We start from the raw sequence: 17422 nt of genomic DNA, 5'->3' as shown, positions 1-17422 counted from the left end.
GAGGAAAATCATGAGCTTTGAAGGTAAAGTTGCGCTGGTAACCGGCGCGAGTCGCGGCATTGGTCGTGCGATTGCAGAAACCCTGGCGGCACGTGGTGCAAAAGTGGTCGGGACTGCAACCAGCCAGAGTGGCGCCGACGCCATCAGTGCTTACCTTGGCGACAAGGGAAAGGGTCTGTTACTGAATGTGACTGACGCTGGCTCAATTGACAGTGTTTTAGAGAATATTCGCGCGGAATTTGGCGAAGTGGATATCTTAGTCAATAATGCAGGCATTACGCGTGATAATCTTCTCATGCGCATGAAGGACGATGAGTGGCAGGATATCCTGGATACCAACCTCACATCGGTATTCCGCCTTTCTAAGGCGGTTCTGCGTGCCATGATGAAGAAGCGCGTGGGCCGTATCATCACCATTGGTTCCGTTGTCGGTACCATGGGTAATGCGGGCCAGGCAAACTACGCGGCAGCAAAAGCGGGTTTGATTGGCTTTAGCAAATCACTGGCGCGCGAAATCGCGTCACGTGGCATTACCGTCAACGTCGTGGCTCCAGGCTTCATTGAGACTGACATGACGCGGGCACTGAACGAAGATCAACGTTCCGGTATTTTGGCGGAAGTCCCTGCGGGTCGCTTAGGCGATGCACAGGAAATCGCCAATGCTGTGGCATTTTTAGCCTCTGACGAAGCAGCCTACATCACAGGTGAAACGCTGCACGTCAATGGCGGAATGTACATGGTCTGATAAATCACGAAAACATTTGCTTTATTTGCGGTTAAAACCGCAAAATAACGCAAAATCGTGGTTCGACCAGCCGGGATTTTGTTGCATCTTTTTCACCATTTTATACACTACGAAAACCATCGCGTAAGCGAGTTTTGATAGGAAATTAAATAGTATGAGCGATATCGAACAACGCGTTAAGAAAATCATCAGTGAGCAGCTGGGTGTGAAAGAGGAAGAAGTCACCAACTCTGCATCTTTCGTAGAAGACCTGGGTGCCGATTCTCTTGATACCGTTGAGCTGGTGATGGCTCTGGAAGAAGAGTTTGATACTGAGATTCCAGACGAAGAAGCTGAGAAAATCACTACCGTTCAGGCAGCGATCGACTACATCAATAGCCATAAAGGCTAATGAATACCTTCAGGCGGTCGCTCGACCGCCTGATTTTTTTTATTTGTCCCACATAGTTCCCTATTTTCCCTCCCTGGAGGACGAACGTGTCTAAGCGTCGTGTAGTTGTGACTGGTCTTGGCATGTTGTCTCCTGTCGGCAATACCGTAGAGTCTACCTGGAGTGCTCTCCTTGCCGGTCAGAGCGGCATTAACCTGATCGACCATTTTGATACCAGTGCTTATGCAACGCGTTTTGCAGGTCTGGTAAGAGATTTCAATTGTGATGATTTCATCTCGCGCAAAGATCAGCGCAAGATGGATGAATTCATCCAGTACGGCATTGTGGCCGGTATTCAGGCTATGCAGGACAGCGGTCTGGTTGTGACCGAGGAAAATGCAAGCCGTATGGGTGCAGCAATTGGTTCCGGCATCGGTGGCCTGGGCCTGATTGAAGAGAACCACTCTTCACTGGTCAACGGCGGCCCACGCAAAATCAGTCCGTTCTTTGTGCCTTCAACCATCGTCAACATGGTGGCGGGTCATCTCACCATTATGTATGGCCTGAAAGGCCCAAGCATCTCTATCGCGACAGCCTGTACCTCTGGTGTGCACAACATCGGTCATGCCGCACGTATCATCGCCTATAACGATGCTGACGTGATGCTGGCAGGTGGCACAGAGAAAGCCAGTACGCCACTGGGCGTCGGTGGTTTCGGTGCGGCACGTGCTCTCTCAACCCGTAACGACAACCCGCAAGCGGCCAGCCGCCCGTGGGATAAAGATCGTGATGGTTTCGTGCTGGGTGACGGCGCGGGCATCGTGGTACTCGAAGAGTACGAACATGCGAAGAAACGTGGTGCGAAAATCTATGCGGAAATCGTCGGTTTTGGCATGAGCAGCGATGCTTACCACATGACATCACCTCCCGAAGATGGCTCAGGCGCTGCGGCGGCGATGGTCAACGCACTGCGCGATGCGCAGCTCACGCCAGAGCAGATCGGCTATGTCAACGCACACGGCACTTCCACGCCAGCGGGTGATAAGGCCGAAGCCCAGGCGGTGAAATCAGTGTTTGGCGCAGCGGCCAGTAAAGTCATGGTGAGCTCAACCAAATCCATGACCGGGCATCTGCTGGGCGCAGCGGGCGCGGTTGAATCGATCTACTCGATTCTGGCACTGCGCGACCAGGCGGTTCCACCGACCATTAACCTCGACAATCCGGATGAAGGCTGCGATCTCGATTTCGTGCCGCACACCGCGCGTCAGGTTTCCGGCCTGGAGTACACGCTGTGTAACTCCTTTGGCTTCGGCGGTACCAACGGTTCCCTGATCTTCCGTAAGGTGTAATCGTTGCAGATAGCTGACAAGGCCCGCGATGCGGGCCTTTTTTTATCCTGCGGCGGGCGCCGACAGGGTGAATCGGGCTCAGGAGAGAAGCATGTGGATTAACGGGATCAGACAGCCGACGCTGGCTGCCACCGATCGGGGTCTGCAGTTCGGCGATGGCTGCTTTACCACCGCCGCCGTGCGCCAGGGTAAAATTGTGCTGCTGGAAAGCCACCTTCAGCGGCTCAGACAGGGCTGCGAGCGGTTATGGATCGGCGGGGTTGACTGGCACCAGCTCGAAGCAGAGATGGTCGCCGCTGCGCACCAGCAGGCCCTGGCAGTGCTGAAGGTTATTATCAGCGCGGGCAGCGGCGGACGCGGCTACAGTCGTCAGGGCTGCGGCGAACCGACCCGGATCGTGTCGCTGGCCCCCTGGCCGCAGCACTACGCCGGATTACAGCAGCGGGGTGCCTCGCTGCGGATCAGCCCGATCCGCCTGGCGCGAAACGCGCAGTTTGCCGGCCTTAAACATCTTAACCGCCTTGAGCAGGTGATGATCCGCGCTCATCTTGACCAGACGGACGCCGACGAGGCGCTGGTGCTTGACACTGAAGGTTGGGTGGTGGAATGCTGTGCGGCCAATTTATTCTGGCGCCAGGGCAGCCAGATTTTCACGCCCGATCTCTCAGCGTCGGGGGTGGATGGCATTATGCGGCGGAGTCTGATGGCGCAACTCGCGGCCACGGGCCAGGCTTGCCAGGTCGTACAAAGCGAACCGGCGCAGCTGCTGGCTGCGGATGAAGTCGTCATCTGCAATACGCTGATGCCGGTACTGCCGGTCCGACAGATTGAGGCGGTACAGTTTACTGAACGCCTGCTGTTTAATCAGCTGCAGGCAGGCTGTGAAAAGATAATGGAAGCATCATGACTCGAAGCAAAAAAATTCTCGTGACCCTGCTGGTCATCGTGGGGCTCGCGGCGGCAGTGAGCTACTGGCAGATTAAGCAGTTTGCGGCGACCCCGCTAACGCTGCAGCAGGAGACGATCTACACACTGCCTGCCGGTACGGGCCGGGTGGCACTGGAGGCGCAGCTGGAGGATCAGAAGATCATTCCGCGCAGCATCTGGTTTGGTGCGCTGTTGCGTCTGGAGCCGGAACTGGCCACCTTCAAGGCGGGAACCTATCGCCTGGAGCCGACGATGACGGTACGTGCGCTGTTACAGCTGCTGGCCAGCGGTAAAGAGGCGCAGTTCCCGGTACGGTTTGTGGAAGGGCAGCGGCTTAAAGAGTGGCTGAGCGAGCTGCGTAAAGCACCCTACATCCGCCATACGCTGAAAGACGATCAGTTTGCCACTCTGGCCAGCGCGCTCAAGGTTGAGCCGGCTCAGCTGGAGGGGAACTTCTTTCCGGACACCTATCTCTATACGGCGAATACCACGGATATGGCCCTGCTGGAACGCGCCCATGAGCGGATGAAAAAAACTATCGACGAGGTCTGGCAGGGACGGGCGGATAATCTGCCCTACAAAACGCCTCAGGATCTGGTGACGATGGCCTCCATCATCGAAAAAGAGACGGGCGTCAGCCAGGAGCGCGCGCGTGTCGCCTCGGTCTTTATCAACCGGCTGCGGACCGGGATGCGGCTGCAGACCGACCCGACCGTGATCTACGGCATGGGCGATCGCTACAATGGATCGCTCACCCGTAAAGATCTTGAGACCGCCAGCGATTACAATACCTATATGATTAACGGCCTGCCGCCTGGCCCGATCGCGATGCCGGGTAAGGCTTCTCTGCTGGCGGCTGCGCATCCGGAGAAAACCAACTATCTCTACTTCGTGGCGGACGGCAAGGGCGGTCATACCTTTACTACCAATCTGGCCAGCCATAATCAGGCGGTGCAGGTGTACCGGCAGACGCTAAAGGAAAAAAATGAACAGTAAGTTTATCGTCATCGAAGGCCTGGAAGGCGCCGGAAAGACCACCGCGCGCGACGCCATCGTTGCCACGCTGCACGCCCGCGGCATCACCGATCTGGTCTTTACCCGTGAGCCTGGCGGTACGCCGCTGGCCGAACAGCTGCGGGTGCTGGTAAAGCAGGGCATTGAGGGTGAGCAGGTCACGGACAAAGCGGAACTGCTGATGCTCTATGCGGCGCGGGTTCAGCTGGTGGAGACCGTGATCAAACCGGCACTGGCTCGCGGCGCCTGGGTGATCGGCGATCGCCACGATCTCTCCTCTCAGGCTTATCAGGGCGGCGGACGCGGACTGGACAGCGATCTGATGCAGACGCTGCGCGATGCCGTGCTGGGCGACTTCCGTCCTGATCTGACCCTCTATCTGGATGTTACGCCGGAAATCGGCCTGCAGCGGGCGCGGGCGCGCGGTGAGCTGGACCGTATCGAGCAGGAGTCGCTGCGCTTCTTTGAGCGCACCCGCGCGCGTTACCTGGCGCTGGCGGACAACGATCCCACCATCCTGACCATCGACGCCACGCAGGCGCTGACCGACGTGACGGCGTCACTTCAGGCGACCCTGACGCAGTGGCTGTCGGAGCAGGCGTAATGAACTGGTATCCGTGGCTGAATCAGCCCTATCGTCATGTCATTGGCCAGCATCAGGAGAATCGCGCGCATCATGCGCTGCTGATTCAGGCGATGGCCGGGATGGGCGATGAGGCGCTGGTCTGGGGGACAAGTCGCTGGCTGATGTGCCAGCAGCCGGACGGCCTGAAAAGTTGCGGCGTGTGTCACGGCTGCCAGCTGATGCAGGCGAATACCCATCCGGACTGGTACCGGCTCGAGGCGGAGAAGGGCAAAAGTACCCTGGGCATCGATGCGGTGCGTCAGGTGACGGAAAAGCTCTACCACTTTGGTCAGCAGGGCGGCGCGAAAGTGGTCTGGCTGCCGGATGCCGCGCAGCTGACGGAAGCGGCCGCCAACGCTCTGCTGAAAACGCTGGAAGAGCCGCCTGCCAACAGCTGGTTTTTCCTCAGCAGCCGCGATCCTTCGCGTCTGCTGGCGACGCTGCGCAGTCGCTGTATGACGCTGCCGCTGACGCCACCGGATGAAGGCCAGAGTCTGCTCTGGCTGAAAAAGCACGCTTCACATGAGGAACAGATGCTGCTGGCGGCGCTGCGGCTGAGTGCCGGTGCGCCCGGTGCGGCATTGAGCCTGCTGGAAACCGGGCCGTGGCAGGCGCGGCAGAAACTGTGCGATGCGCTGCCCGGCGCGCTGCAGCACGATATCCTGCAACTGCTGCCGGTGCTGAATGCAGAGGATGCGGCCACCCGAATTGGCTGGCTGCTCTCCCTGCTGCTGGACGCAATGAAATGGCAGCAGAATGCGACGCAGTGGCTGAGCAATGGCGACCGCCAGGATGTGGTGGTGCTGCTGGCCGCCCACTTCCCGGCCAGCGCACTCGATAACAGCACCCGCGCGTGGATGCGCTGTCGTGAGCAGCTGCTGCATGTCGCCTCGGTAAATCGTGAACTCTTACTGACGGATCAGCTGCTGAGCTGGGCAGAGACCGAAAAGCCCACCCTGATCCGCTAACCCTCGCTGAGACTAGTTATGTTTATTGTTGATTCCCATTGCCATCTTGATGGCCTGGATTATGAAAAGCACCACCGTGACCTCGATGATGTGATCGCCAAAGCGGCGGCCCGGGATGTGAAATTCATGCTGGCCATCGCCACCACGCTGCCGGGTTTTCACACCCTGAAAGCGCTGGTCGGCGATCGGCAGAACATTGCGCTCTCCTGCGGTGTGCATCCGCTGAATCAGGAAGAGGCTTACGACGTTGAGGAGTTTCGCCGGCTCTCCGCCGATCCCCGTGTGGTGGCGCTGGGTGAAACCGGGCTGGATTACCACTATCAGCCCGAGACCAGAGAGCAGCAGCAGCGCTCATTCCGCGAACATATCCGTACCGGCATTGCGCTGAATAAGCCGATTATCGTCCACACCCGCGATGCGCGTGATGACACGCTGGCGATTCTGCGTGAAGAGCAGGTTGAGCGCTGCGGCGGCGTGCTGCACTGCTTCACCGAGGATCAGCCCACGGCCGCGAAGCTGCTGGATATGGGCTTCTATATCTCCTTCTCCGGGATCGTTACCTTCCGTAATGCTGAGCAGCTGCGTGAAGCGGCGCGTTATGTGCCGCTGGATCGGATGCTGGTAGAGACGGATTCCCCTTATCTGGCACCGGTGCCGTACCGCGGTAAAGAGAATCAGCCCGCCTATACCCGCGACGTGGCCGAATATCTGGCCGTCCTGAAAGGGGTGGATATGGAAACTCTGGCCGCCGCCACCACACAGAACTTCTCTACGCTGTTTCATATCCCTATGAGCCAGCTGGGCGCCTGATCCCGCTTTTTATTTCAGTCTCTGTAATTAATCTGTCATCTGCTCATATGACCCTGTTTTTAAAGACAGGGTCAGCTTTTTATCGCCGATTAATCGTGCAGGTCAGTGAGAAATTTCGTAAAGTGCGCGTCCGGGATTGTTGAAACGTGATAGCCGTCAAAGTAACAGGCCGGTATTTATTTTACCCTTCGTAATAAATCAAAAGGCGGTCACCGCCACCCCGGCAAGGAATCCTCCCTCTTTGCCACGCGCACTGCGCAAATATGCACTCATACTCAGGAGCTTCACGCTATGTTCAAAAATGCTTTTGCCAACCTTCAAAAGGTCGGTAAATCGCTGATGCTGCCGGTTTCGGTTCTGCCGATTGCCGGTATTTTATTAGGAGTCGGTTCAGCCAATTTCAGCTGGTTGCCTGCAGTGGTTTCGCATGTAATGGCAGAAGCGGGTGGATCGGTGTTCGCCAACATGCCACTGATCTTTGCGATCGGCGTGGCGCTGGGCTTTACCAATAACGACGGTGTCTCGGCGCTGGCCGCCGTTGTCGCCTATGGCATCATGGTGAAAACCATGGCGGTCGTGGCACCGCTGGTGCTGCATCTCTCCGCAGCGGAAATCGAGGCGAAACACCTCGCCGACACCGGGGTTCTCGGCGGCATTATCGCCGGTTCCATCGCGGCCTATATGTTTAACCGCTTCTACCGCATCAAGCTGCCTGAATATCTGGGCTTCTTCGCCGGTAAGCGCTTTGTGCCGATCATCTCGGGTCTGGCGGCGATTGTGCTGGGCGTGCTGCTCTCCTTCATCTGGCCACCTGTCGGTGCAGCGATTCAGGAGTTCTCACAGTGGGCGGCCTATCAGAACCCGGTTGTGGCCTTCGGTATCTATGGCGTGGTTGAGCGTTCGCTGGTGCCATTCGGTCTGCACCATATCTGGAACGTTCCTTTCCAGATGCAGATTGGTGAATACACCAATGCGGCAGGTCAGGTCTTCCACGGCGACATCCCACGCTACATGGCGGGTGACCCGACCGCAGGTAAACTCTCTGGCGGCTTCCTGTTCAAAATGTACGGTCTGCCGGCTGCGGCGATTGCTATCTGGCACTCAGCGAAACCGGAAAACCGTGCCAAAGTGGGTGGTATCATGATCTCCGCTGCGCTGACCTCATTCCTGACCGGCATCACCGAACCGATTGAATTCTCCTTCATGTTCGTGGCACCGATCCTGTATGTGATCCATGCGCTGCTGGCCGGTCTGGCATTCCCGATCTGTATCCTGCTGGGCATGCGTGATGGCACCAGCTTCTCACACGGCCTGATCGACTTTATCGTGCTGAGTGGTAACAGCAGCAAAATCTGGCTGTTCCCGATTATCGGTATCATCTACGGCCTGGTGTACTACACCATCTTCCGTGTGCTGATTGCCAAACTGGACCTGAAAACCCCTGGCCGTGAAGAGAGCAGCAGCAGCGACCAGTCTGCGGCGACCGGCTCTGAGATGGCGGGCAAACTGGTGGCTGCGTTTGGTGGTAAAGAGAACATCACTAACCTGGACGCCTGTATCACACGTCTGCGCGTCAGCGTTGCCGATGTGGGCAAAGTTGACCAGACCGAACTGAAAAACCTCGGCGCCCGTGGCGTGGTGGTGGCCGGTTCCGGCGTGCAGGCTATCTTCGGGACCAAATCCGATAACCTGAAGACAGACATGGATGATTACATCCGCAGCATGTGATGCGTCACTGCCGTGAAAAAGCCCCGCTATGCGGGGCTTTTTTTGGGCGCGATTCAGAGATATACGCGCAGGTACTCGGTCAGACAGAGCAGGGCCATCGCCTGGCCGTAAGGCATAGAGGTGAGGGGCACCGCGCGGTAGTAATCCAGGTCGCTGCCCATTGCGGTGCCAAACGAGACCTGCTTCAGCTCGCCATCCTCATCGATATGGGCAATCACACCGCGCAGCGCCTTTTCGGCTACCTCGCGATACGCCGCGGGCAGATAGCGCTTGCGCACGGCTTTCAGCATGCCATAGGCAAACCCGGCGGTGGCCGAAGCCTCCAGATAGCTGTCGGGATCGTCGAGCAGGGTGTGCCACAGACCGCTGGGGTGCTGGCAGGCGCGGAGGGCGTCAGCCTGCGTCTCCAGCACCTGCTGCAGAAAACGGCGGGAGGCGTGATGCTCAGGCCAGTTCATCATCTCCAGAAAATCGGGGATCACAATCGTCACCCAGCTGTTGCCGCGCGCCCAGCGCGCCCTGGCGAAGTTATGGCAACCGTCGAAGCTCCAGCCGTGAAACCACAGGCCGGTTTCGCGATCCATCAGATACTGCGTGTGCAGCAGGAACTGATAGCTCGCCTCCTCGATCCACTCGTCGCGCTTCAGCAGCTGGCCGATTTTTGCCAGCGCCATCACGCTCATCATCAGCGTGTCATCCCAGAGCTGCTGGCTGTTTTCACTGTTATAGACGATGTGCTGCAGGCCGCCCCGCGCGGTTCGCGGCATCTCATACATGACCCACTCTGCCCAGCGCTCCAGCACCGGCAGCCAGGCCGGGTTTCGGGTCTCTTCATAGCGGTAAGCCAGCGTCAGAAAAGGACAGACGGTGTTCACGTTCTTGGTCGGCGTTCCCTCCGCCAGGCGCTGCGCGAACCAGGAATCGATGATCGCCAGCGTCTCCGTGTCGCCGGTCTGCTGATAGTAGTGCAGCATGCCATAGAGACCGATACCGTGCGTCCATTCCCAGCCCGCCCAGCCTTTGGTATCGATCACCCTGCCATCGTCCAGCCGCAGCAGAAATTCGCCGGTTTCGTCGGTGATGTTAATCAGATTTTGCGTCAGCTTCTGAATCAGCTGAACCAGTTCGCGGCGCGGCAGCAGCCAGGTCGGCTGCCGCAGGAGGCTGCTCTGTTTTACGGGGTAGAGGATCATAATTTATTCCTGTTTAAGGTCGGGTTCAGAGAGGGCGTGACCGGGGCGCGGGCAGGGTATTTAGCCGCCGCAGGCTTATGGCGATTCAGAAAGCCGATGTTGTTATTGCCCCACAGGTTTTCATAGGGCATGCCCGCCAGCGTCTCTACGATGTCGCGCGCCGCTGGCGTGAGCGTTTCCGGTACGGTGCGGTTCGCCTCACGCATCTTCAGCGTCTCCTGACGCAGCACGGTATGGGTCTGCAGGTTGAGCTTAAAGCGCAGTGAGACTACAAAGCCGCAGGCCAGTACGGCTAAGGTGCCGAGGCTCAGAATCGTCAGGATCGTGTGGCTGACGGCGGGCGTTTGTGTCGCCTGACCCGAGACAAAGCCGGAGAGCTGCAGCACGATCCCGACCAGCATGACGGCTCCGGCCTGGGAGGCTTTACGCGTCAGGGTCATGATGCCGGCGAAGATCCCCTCGCGGCGCTGACCGGTAATCACCTCATCCACGTCGGCGATATAGGTGTAGGTGTTCCAGGGGACATAGTTAATGCCGCCGCGTCCCAGCCCGGCCAGCGCGGAGATCGCAAGCAGCAGCGAAAGATTGTCGTTCATGCCGGCATACCACAATCCGGCGTAGGAGAGCGCCGCCAGGCCAAACAGGATTGCCACCAGACGATAGGCGGGCGCAGGCCCGATACGGATGCAGAGCGGGATCATCGCCATCACGGCGATAAACTGCAGCACCGCCATCGTGCCCATCAGGCTGGAGGCGACCTGCGCGCTCTGCATCAGCACAAACACCACATACCAGGTAAAGACGGCGTTGAATACATCCTGGGCGATGTAGCCGCCGAGATACATCCCGAGATGCTGGCGAAAGATGCGGATGCGCAGCGTCGAAGCCAGTTCGACATAGAGTCGTCTGAGGTTCTGCGCCAGCGTCAGCTGCTGCTTTTCCTGCTCTGCACGGCGCGATTCTTCGGAGAAGTCATCGGGATGGCGCTCCCAGGTAAAGCACCAGACCAGCGTCAGCACCAGGGCGCAGATCACCGAGAACACCAGGCTGGCGTAGAAAAAGGAGAGGGGATTATCTTTGCCCAGTATACCCAGCAGAATGCCGGGCAGAAAGGCGGCCAGTATCGCCGACAGCTGCGCCAGGCCGATACGGGCACCAGAGAAGCGGGTCTTCTGCTTAAAGTCGTCGGTCATTTCCGGCACCAGCGTTTCGTAGGGCACCAGAATCATGGTGTAGATGATGTCAAACAGCAGGTAAGTGGTGAGGTACCACCAGAAACTCATGTCGCTGACCCACATCAGGCTGTAGCTGAATACGCAGGGGATGCCCAGCAGGATAAAGAATCTGCGCCGGCCGAAGCGTCTGCCCAGCCAGGTCGAGCCGAAATTGTCGGTCAGAAAGCCCATCAGCGGGCTGACCACGGCATCCAGCACGCGCGCCGCGGCAAAGATCAGCGTGGCCTGAATCGGGGTTAAGCCGCAGAAGGTGGTATAGAAATAGAGCAGCCAGGCGGCGGTGAGCGCCGTGGTGCCTGCCCCCAGAAAATCTCCGGAACCATAGGCCAGATAGTGGCCAATACCAATTTTACGTGAGCGCATAGCGGATGCTCCTTGAGGTTATATGGCAATGTATCCCTGGTGATGCCGGCCATCTCACCCGGACTGGTTAGCAAAGTAGAGCCGACGGACGCGCTAAACCTTCGCAATCTGGCCGGGGCTGGCGAATAAATGGCAATGAGAGAAAGAAAAGGAGGGTGAAATTCTAATTTATAAAACAGCGTTTCATTTTTAAAGGATTTCAGCTGGCAATGCCTGCGTGGCAGCGCAGAGGGGGCGGGGAATCGCAGGGCTGCTGCAAAGGCAGGCGAACAATGCAAGAAAAGTGGTCCTGAGGTTGAAAGAAAACAAATTTCTCCCGCATACTCATTGATTACGACTCAGGCTACAGGAATTGCACCATGGCTGAAGAAACCATTTTTAGTAAAATTATCCGCCGCGAAATCCCCGCTGATGTGGTTTATCAGGATGAGCTGGTCACTGCGTTCCGCGACATCTCGCCCAAAGCGCCAACCCATATTTTAATCGTGCCGAATGTGCTGATCCCGACGGTGAACGAGGCAGAAGCGGCGCATGAACATGCGCTGGGACGGATGTTCACCACCGCGGCGAAAATCGCGCGGCAGGAAGGGATCGACCAGGATGGCTATCGTCTGATTGTGAACTGCAATCAACATGGGGGCCAGGAGGTTTATCACATCCATATGCATCTGGTGGGTGGCGAACCGCTGGGCCCGATGCTCTCAAACTGACCATAACGGAAACGTGCTATGCGATCCTGGCTGACTGGCCTGCCGATCCTGCTCTGCCTGACGGCGTGCAGCAGTGATAAACCGATGATCAATACCTCACAGTCACTGGTGATGGAATCCTCTGTGCTGTCGGCAGGGATCATTACCGATGAGCCTGCGCTGGATGAGCACGACGGACTGAAACGTGCCACCAGCGTGCTCTATAATCAGCGCGAAGCCCCGGTCGTTGTCCACTATCGTTACTACTGGTATGACGACAAAGGACTGGAAATTACCCCGCAGGAACCGGCGCAGACCGTGACCGTTCCGGCGCAGGGAAGCATTGTCGCCGCCTCGCAACTGGGTAACCTGACAGCCAGCAAGGTTCGTCTTTATCTCTATCTTTAAGGATCCTTCTACGTGATACGCAGTGTGAATCGTACCGGAGCGCTTCTGATGGCGCTCATTCTGACCGGCTGTGTGGTAAAACAGCAGCAGCCTGCACCGGTTGAACCGACCCAGCCTGTGGAGCCGGTGCAGCCCGTGCCGCAGCCTGAACCGCAGCCCGTCCCGCAGCCGCAGCCGGTGCCTCAGCCGCCGAAACTGGTCACCATTAACTGGGATGCCAGCGTTCAGCCGCTGGTGGCGAAAATGCTGCAGGCCGCCAGTGCCGAGCCAGGCAGCGTGCTGCTGGTCGATCGGGTTAAAAACAGCACCAACGGTGCGCTCCAGAGCGAGAAAGCCACTTCGGCTATCCAGAATGCGCTGAATAACAACGGCAAATTCACGCTGGTTTCTGCCGATCAGCTGGCGCAGGCGAAGCAGGCGCTGGGCTTATCGCCGGATGACAGCCTCAACTCACGCAGCAAAGCGATTGGCCTGGCGCGCAACGTTAACGCGCAGTATGTGCTCTACAGCAACGCCAGCGGCGATGTCAAAGCGCCGACCCTGCAGATGCAGCTGATGCTGGTTCAGACCGGTGAGATCGTCTGGTCCGGCAACGGCATTGCCCAGAACTGATGCCGCGCTGCAGCGGATGATCGGGCAGGTCACCGGCGGGTTGGATAAGGCGTCTGTTACGCCGCTCGCGGGTCTGACCGGCCACAGCCAGAAGATTGTCACCCCGCGCGCCACCTTTATCGCGCGGGCGGCGCCGCAGCCGGTTATCCCGTTTGTTGACCGGCAGCGTGAATTCCGGCTGTTACGAAAACTGCGTGCCAGCGGCCTCGCGCCGCAGCCCGTGGCGGGCAACCCGCAGGGGATCATCCTGAGCTGGTGTCCGGGCGAGGCGCTGGATGCGTTGCGCTTCAGCCAGCAGCGACCGCAGATTCTGGCGCTGCTGCAGCGGCTCCATCAGCAGCCGCTGACCGGCTATCGCCTGCCGCTGCTGCCGCTGTTATGGCGCTACTGGCAGCTTACGCCGCAGCGCAATCACCGCTGGCTGCGATCGCTCAGGCGTCTGACCCGGCAGGGGGAACCGCAGCCGCTGCGGCTGGCACCGCTGCACATGGATCTCCATGCCGGCAATGTCATCGAGAGCCCGGCGGGGCTGCGGCTGATCGACTGGGAATATGCCGCCGATGGCGACGTCGCGCTGGAACTGGCGGCGATTTGTGCCTGCGATCCGCAGCATCAGCACGACTGGCTGACCGGCTATGCCGACGCGATGCAGCTGCCGCTGACCGCGCTGACGCAGCAGGTCAGACGCTGGCAGCCCTGGCTGCGTCTGCTGATGGCCAGCTGGTATCAGCTCCGCGCCGCTCAGTGCGACGACGCCACCTTACAACAACTGGCTCAACAGAGCTGGGAACAGATTTAATCGCGCGATGCCCTTGTGTCGCGCTACAGGATTCAGGTTATGAAATCACATTTGCCCGGCCCGCTGATGCTTGATGTCGGCGGCTATGAACTGGATGGCGAAGATCGCGAAATCCTGCAACACCCGCTGGTCGGCGGATTAATTTTGTTTGCCCACAACTATCACGATCCCGCCCAGCTTGCCGAGCTGGTGCGTCAGATCCGCGCCGCATCGCACACCCGGCTGGTGGTGGCGGTGGATCAGGAGGGCGGACGCGTACAGCGTTTCCGCGACGGTTTTACCCAGCTACCCGCCATGCAATCTTTTGCGGCGCTGCACGATGCAGAGACCGCTGGCGAGCGGGCACAGCAGGCGGGCTGGCAGATGGCTGCTGAGATGATCGCGATGGATATCGATATCAGCTTCGCACCAGTGCTCGACGTGGGCCATATCAGCGCCGCGATCGGCGATCGATCCTTCCATGCCGATCCGACGATCGCCCTGGCCGTGGCACGCCGCTTTATTGCGGGGATGCACGAGGCGGGCATGAAAACCACCGGCAAACATTTTCCGGGGCACGGCGCGGTCAGCGCCGATTCGCATAAAGAGACGCCGCGCGATCCACGCGATGAGAAGACGCTGCGTGAACATGACATGGCGATCTTCAGCCGCCTGATCACGGAGCAGGCCCTGGATGCCATCATGCCTGCCCACGTCATCTACACCGATATCGATCCGCTGCCTGCCAGCGGTTCGCCTTACTGGCTGAAAACCGTGTTGCGTGAGCAGCTGGGCTTTGACGGCGTGATCTTCTCCGACGATCTTTCGATGGAGGGCGCGGCCGTGATGGGCAGCTATGCGGAGCGGGCGCAGCAGTCGCTGAATGCGGGATGTGACATGGTGCTGGTCTGCAATCAGCGTCAGGGAGCGATCAGTGTGCTGGATAACCTGATCCCGGTCGGGTCAGAGCGGGTTACGCGGCTGTATCATCAGGGCAGGTTTACCCGCGATGAACTGCAGGCAACGCATCGCTGGAAAAACAACGCCCAGCAACTGAGTGCGCTTCAGGAACGCTGGCTGGCTCATAAGGCGTCGTGGTAAACAGTGACTGCCCGGCGCTATCACTACCTTGAGGATTATCATGATCATCTATCTGCACGGTTTTGATTCCAACAGTCCGGGTAATCACGAAAAAGTGCTGCAACTGCAGTTTATCGACCCTGACGTCAGGTTACTCAGTTACAGCACCCGCCATCCGCGCCACGATATGCAGTTTCTGCTGAAAGAGACCGACAGGATGCTGACGCAGTCTGACGATGAGCGCCCGCTGATCTGCGGCGTCGGGCTCGGCGGTTTCTGGTCAGAACGCATCGGCTTTCTGTGCGGCATTCGCCAGGCGATCTTTAATCCCAACCTTTTTCCGCATGAGAACATGGAAGGGAAGATCGACCGGCCTGAGGAGTATCTGGATATCGCCACCAAATGCGTCAGCGATTTCCGCGAACGTAACCGTGGCCGCTGTCTCACTTTTCTCTCACGGCAGGATGAGGCGCTGGACAGCCAGCGCAGCGCCGATCACCTCCGGCCCTTTTATGAGATTGTCTGGGATGAGGCGGAAGGGCACAAATTTAAAAGCCTCTCTTCCCATCTTCAGCGGATAAAAGCCTTCAAAACAGCAGGTTAAACAGAGCAGGCACCGCAGGGTGCCTGTTTTTGTTACGTAATTATCTGAGTTTTATTTTCCTGCTTTGATGTATATCAATATTCTTATGTTCTCCTCTTCTCGCCATGCTATTCTGCCAGCAGATTGCGATTTTATCTTCGCCAACCCTATGTTTCTTAAGGTTTAATTTAACCTTTGGTTAACTTTTGGTTCACAATTTGAGGGGGTCTTTGTTGACTACGTCAGTTAAGAGAATTGTTATTGTCGGAGGGGGAGCCGGCGGTCTTGAAATGGCCACGCAGCTGGGTCATAAGCTGGGGCGCAAAAAGAAGGCCGAGATTATTCTGGTCGATCGTAACCACAGCCATCTGTGGAAGCCGCTGCTGCATGAAGTGGCGACCGGCTCCATGGATGAAGGCATCGATGCGCTGAGCTATCTGGCGCATGCCCGTAATCACGGGTTTGAGTTCCAGCTGGGTTCACTTACCGACATCGACCGCAGCCGGAAGGTAATCCGTCTGGCCGAAGTAGTCAACGCGCAGGGCGAAGTGCTGGTGCCGCAGCGAGAGGTCGCGTATGACCAGCTGGTGATGGCGCTGGGCAGCACCTCAAACGATTTCGGTACGCCGGGCGTTAAAGATCACTGCATCTTCCTGGACAACCCGCATCAGGCGCGCCGTTTCCACAATGAGATGCTCAACCTGTTCCTGAAATTCTCCGCCAGCGAAGGCCGACTGGAGAAAGTGAACATCGCCATCGTCGGCGGCGGCGCCACCGGCGTTGAGCTCTCCGCCGAGCTGCATAATGCGGTCAGACAGCTGCACAGCTACGGATTTAAAGGGCTGGGACGTGAAGCGCTGAATGTCACGCTGGTCGAGGCGGGCGAACGTATCCTGCCTGCTCTGCCACCGCGTATCTCCGCCGCGGCGCATCAGGAGCTGACGAAGCTGGGCGTGCGTGTTCTGACGCAGACCATGGTCACCAGCGCTGAGCACAACGGCCTGAACACCAAAGGCGGCGAGTTTATTGAGGCCGATCTGATGGTCTGGGCCGCCGGGATCAAGGCGCCTGACTTTATGAAAGAGATTGGCGGACTGGAAACTAACCGCATCAATCAGCTGGTGGTTAAAGAGACGCTGCAGACCACGCTGGATGATGACATCTACGCGATTGGTGACTGCGCCTCCTGCGCGCTGCCGGGCGGCGGTTTCGTGCCGCCTCGCGCGCAGTCTGCGCATCAGATGGCCTCACGCGCGATGGATAATATCCTGGCGCAGCGTGCCGGTAAGCCGCTGAAAGCCTATGTCTATAAAGATCACGGTTCGCTGGTGTCGCTCTCGCGCTTCAGCACGGTCGGCAGCCTGATGGGTAACCTGATGCGCGGCTCGATGATGGTGGAAGGGCGGATTGCGCGCTTTGTCTATATCTCGCTCTATCGTATGCACCAGATCGCGCTGCACGGTTACTTTAAAACCGGCCTGATGATGCTGGTCGGCAGCCTCAACCGGGTGATCCGCCCGCGGCTTAAGCTGCACTAAGCTTTCGCGCTGAACCGGGTTAAAAACGAGCCTCCTCTATGCTGAGGGGGCTTTTTTATGGCCGTAACAGGCGCTTAACAACAATAGCCGCTCAGGAACCGCCTCCGCTTTTACAGACTGCATTGCTTAACTTTATTTGATGATTTCTGAATGTGGTGAGAAGGGCCCTTTCAGAAAAACTGCAAAATACAGCTCCATAGAAAAATAGAGATTAACAGCGCGGTACTGCGTAGTAAGTGACGTCTTATTCAGTCAACATCTGCATTCTGAAATAAGATTAACCCTCCGAAAACCCATTTTCTTTTAAAGTAATGAATATATTGCTATTTAAATGGGGCTGTCCCTTTCCCTTGCATTTCAGCAGCCTGTTGGAACCGCCTGATGAAATGAGACCGGGCACCATGAAA

The 17422-nt window shown here is 57.9% G+C and carries 18 protein-coding genes; 16 read left to right on the top strand and 2 right to left on the bottom strand.

Going from position 1 to position 17422, the window contains the following annotated elements; genetic code table 11:
• The first annotated feature begins 10 nt into the window (after positions 1-10).
• The 9 genes from fabG to ptsG all read left to right on the top strand — a co-directional run bounded on the left by fabG (position 11) and on the right by ptsG (position 8536).
• Entirely contained in the window at positions 11-745 is a 735-nt protein-coding gene (gene fabG / locus J1C59_RS11670; protein WP_111138647.1) for a 3-oxoacyl-ACP reductase FabG, read from the top strand.
• Positions 746-899: 154 nt separating this feature from the next.
• A complete protein-coding gene (acpP, locus tag J1C59_RS11665) occupies positions 900-1136 on the top strand; it encodes an acyl carrier protein (protein ID WP_003849865.1) in 237 nt (78 codons plus the stop codon).
• Between the two features lie 86 nt (positions 1137-1222).
• On the top strand, positions 1223-2464 hold the full coding sequence (gene fabF / locus J1C59_RS11660; protein WP_111138648.1) for a beta-ketoacyl-ACP synthase II: 1242 nt from the start codon (positions 1223-1225) through the stop codon (positions 2462-2464).
• A 91-nt stretch (positions 2465-2555) separates the two neighbouring features.
• Positions 2556-3371 (top strand): aminodeoxychorismate lyase, encoded by an 816-nt coding sequence (gene pabC, locus J1C59_RS11655; protein WP_128084977.1) that lies wholly within the window; start codon positions 2556-2558, stop codon positions 3369-3371.
• Positions 3368-4387: a cell division protein YceG gene (gene yceG / locus J1C59_RS11650; RefSeq protein WP_128084978.1), complete on the top strand. Its 1020-nt coding sequence runs from the start codon at positions 3368-3370 to the stop codon at positions 4385-4387. Before pabC ends, yceG begins: the two co-directional genes overlap by 4 nt.
• On the top strand, positions 4377-5009 hold the full coding sequence (gene tmk, locus J1C59_RS11645) for a dTMP kinase (RefSeq protein WP_128084979.1): 633 nt from the start codon (positions 4377-4379) through the stop codon (positions 5007-5009). Before yceG ends, tmk begins: the two co-directional genes overlap by 11 nt.
• A complete protein-coding gene (gene holB / locus J1C59_RS11640; protein WP_128084980.1) occupies positions 5009-5998 on the top strand; it encodes a DNA polymerase III subunit delta' in 990 nt (329 codons plus the stop codon). Before tmk ends, holB begins: the two co-directional genes overlap by 1 nt.
• Before the next feature lie 18 nt (positions 5999-6016).
• Complete coding sequence (locus J1C59_RS11635) at positions 6017-6808, top strand: metal-dependent hydrolase (protein ID WP_128084981.1); 792 nt, start codon at positions 6017-6019, stop codon at positions 6806-6808.
• A 291-nt stretch (positions 6809-7099) separates the two neighbouring features.
• Positions 7100-8536, top strand: a complete 1437-nt coding sequence (gene ptsG, locus J1C59_RS11630; protein WP_128084982.1) for a PTS glucose transporter subunit IIBC — start codon at positions 7100-7102, stop codon at positions 8534-8536.
• Between the two features lie 53 nt (positions 8537-8589).
• Here ptsG and bglB read toward each other — a convergent pair whose 3' ends face one another.
• Positions 8590-9729, bottom strand: coding sequence for a beta-galactosidase BglB (gene bglB / locus J1C59_RS11625; protein WP_128084983.1), 1140 nt, complete (start codon positions 9727-9729; stop codon positions 8590-8592).
• Positions 9726-11327: an MFS transporter gene (locus J1C59_RS11620; RefSeq protein ID WP_128084984.1), complete on the bottom strand. Its 1602-nt coding sequence runs from the start codon at positions 11325-11327 to the stop codon at positions 9726-9728. Before J1C59_RS11620 ends, bglB begins: the two co-directional genes overlap by 4 nt.
• Before the next feature lie 359 nt (positions 11328-11686).
• Here J1C59_RS11620 and hinT point away from each other — a divergent pair, with 359 nt between their 5' ends.
• The 7 genes from hinT to J1C59_RS11585 all read left to right on the top strand — a co-directional run bounded on the left by hinT (position 11687) and on the right by J1C59_RS11585 (position 17015).
• A complete protein-coding gene (hinT, locus tag J1C59_RS11615) occupies positions 11687-12037 on the top strand; it encodes a purine nucleoside phosphoramidase (protein WP_128084985.1) in 351 nt (116 codons plus the stop codon).
• Positions 12038-12055: 18 nt separating this feature from the next.
• Positions 12056-12424, top strand: coding sequence for a YcfL family putative periplasmic lipoprotein (locus J1C59_RS11610; RefSeq protein ID WP_128084986.1), 369 nt, complete (start codon positions 12056-12058; stop codon positions 12422-12424).
• Positions 12425-12436: 12 nt separating this feature from the next.
• Positions 12437-13036: a penicillin-binding protein activator LpoB gene (lpoB, locus tag J1C59_RS11605; protein WP_128084987.1), complete on the top strand. Its 600-nt coding sequence runs from the start codon at positions 12437-12439 to the stop codon at positions 13034-13036.
• A 16-nt stretch (positions 13037-13052) separates the two neighbouring features.
• Complete coding sequence (thiK, locus tag J1C59_RS11600; RefSeq protein ID WP_140917194.1) at positions 13053-13835, top strand: thiamine kinase; 783 nt, start codon at positions 13053-13055, stop codon at positions 13833-13835.
• A gap of 39 nt (positions 13836-13874) precedes the next feature.
• A complete protein-coding gene (gene nagZ / locus J1C59_RS11595) occupies positions 13875-14915 on the top strand; it encodes a beta-N-acetylhexosaminidase (protein ID WP_128084988.1) in 1041 nt (346 codons plus the stop codon).
• A 40-nt stretch (positions 14916-14955) separates the two neighbouring features.
• Complete coding sequence (ycfP, locus tag J1C59_RS11590) at positions 14956-15498, top strand: alpha/beta hydrolase YcfP (protein WP_128084989.1); 543 nt, start codon at positions 14956-14958, stop codon at positions 15496-15498.
• A gap of 212 nt (positions 15499-15710) precedes the next feature.
• Positions 15711-17015: an NAD(P)/FAD-dependent oxidoreductase gene (locus tag J1C59_RS11585; RefSeq protein ID WP_128084990.1), complete on the top strand. Its 1305-nt coding sequence runs from the start codon at positions 15711-15713 to the stop codon at positions 17013-17015.
• The last annotated feature ends 407 nt before the right edge of the window (positions 17016-17422 follow it).

The organism is Pantoea deleyi, from assembly GCF_022647325.1.
GTDB lineage: Bacteria > Pseudomonadota > Gammaproteobacteria > Enterobacterales > Enterobacteriaceae > Pantoea > Pantoea deleyi.
Note: the sequence above shows the minus strand (reverse complement) of the source record. Positions and strands in the feature narration are given on the sequence as shown.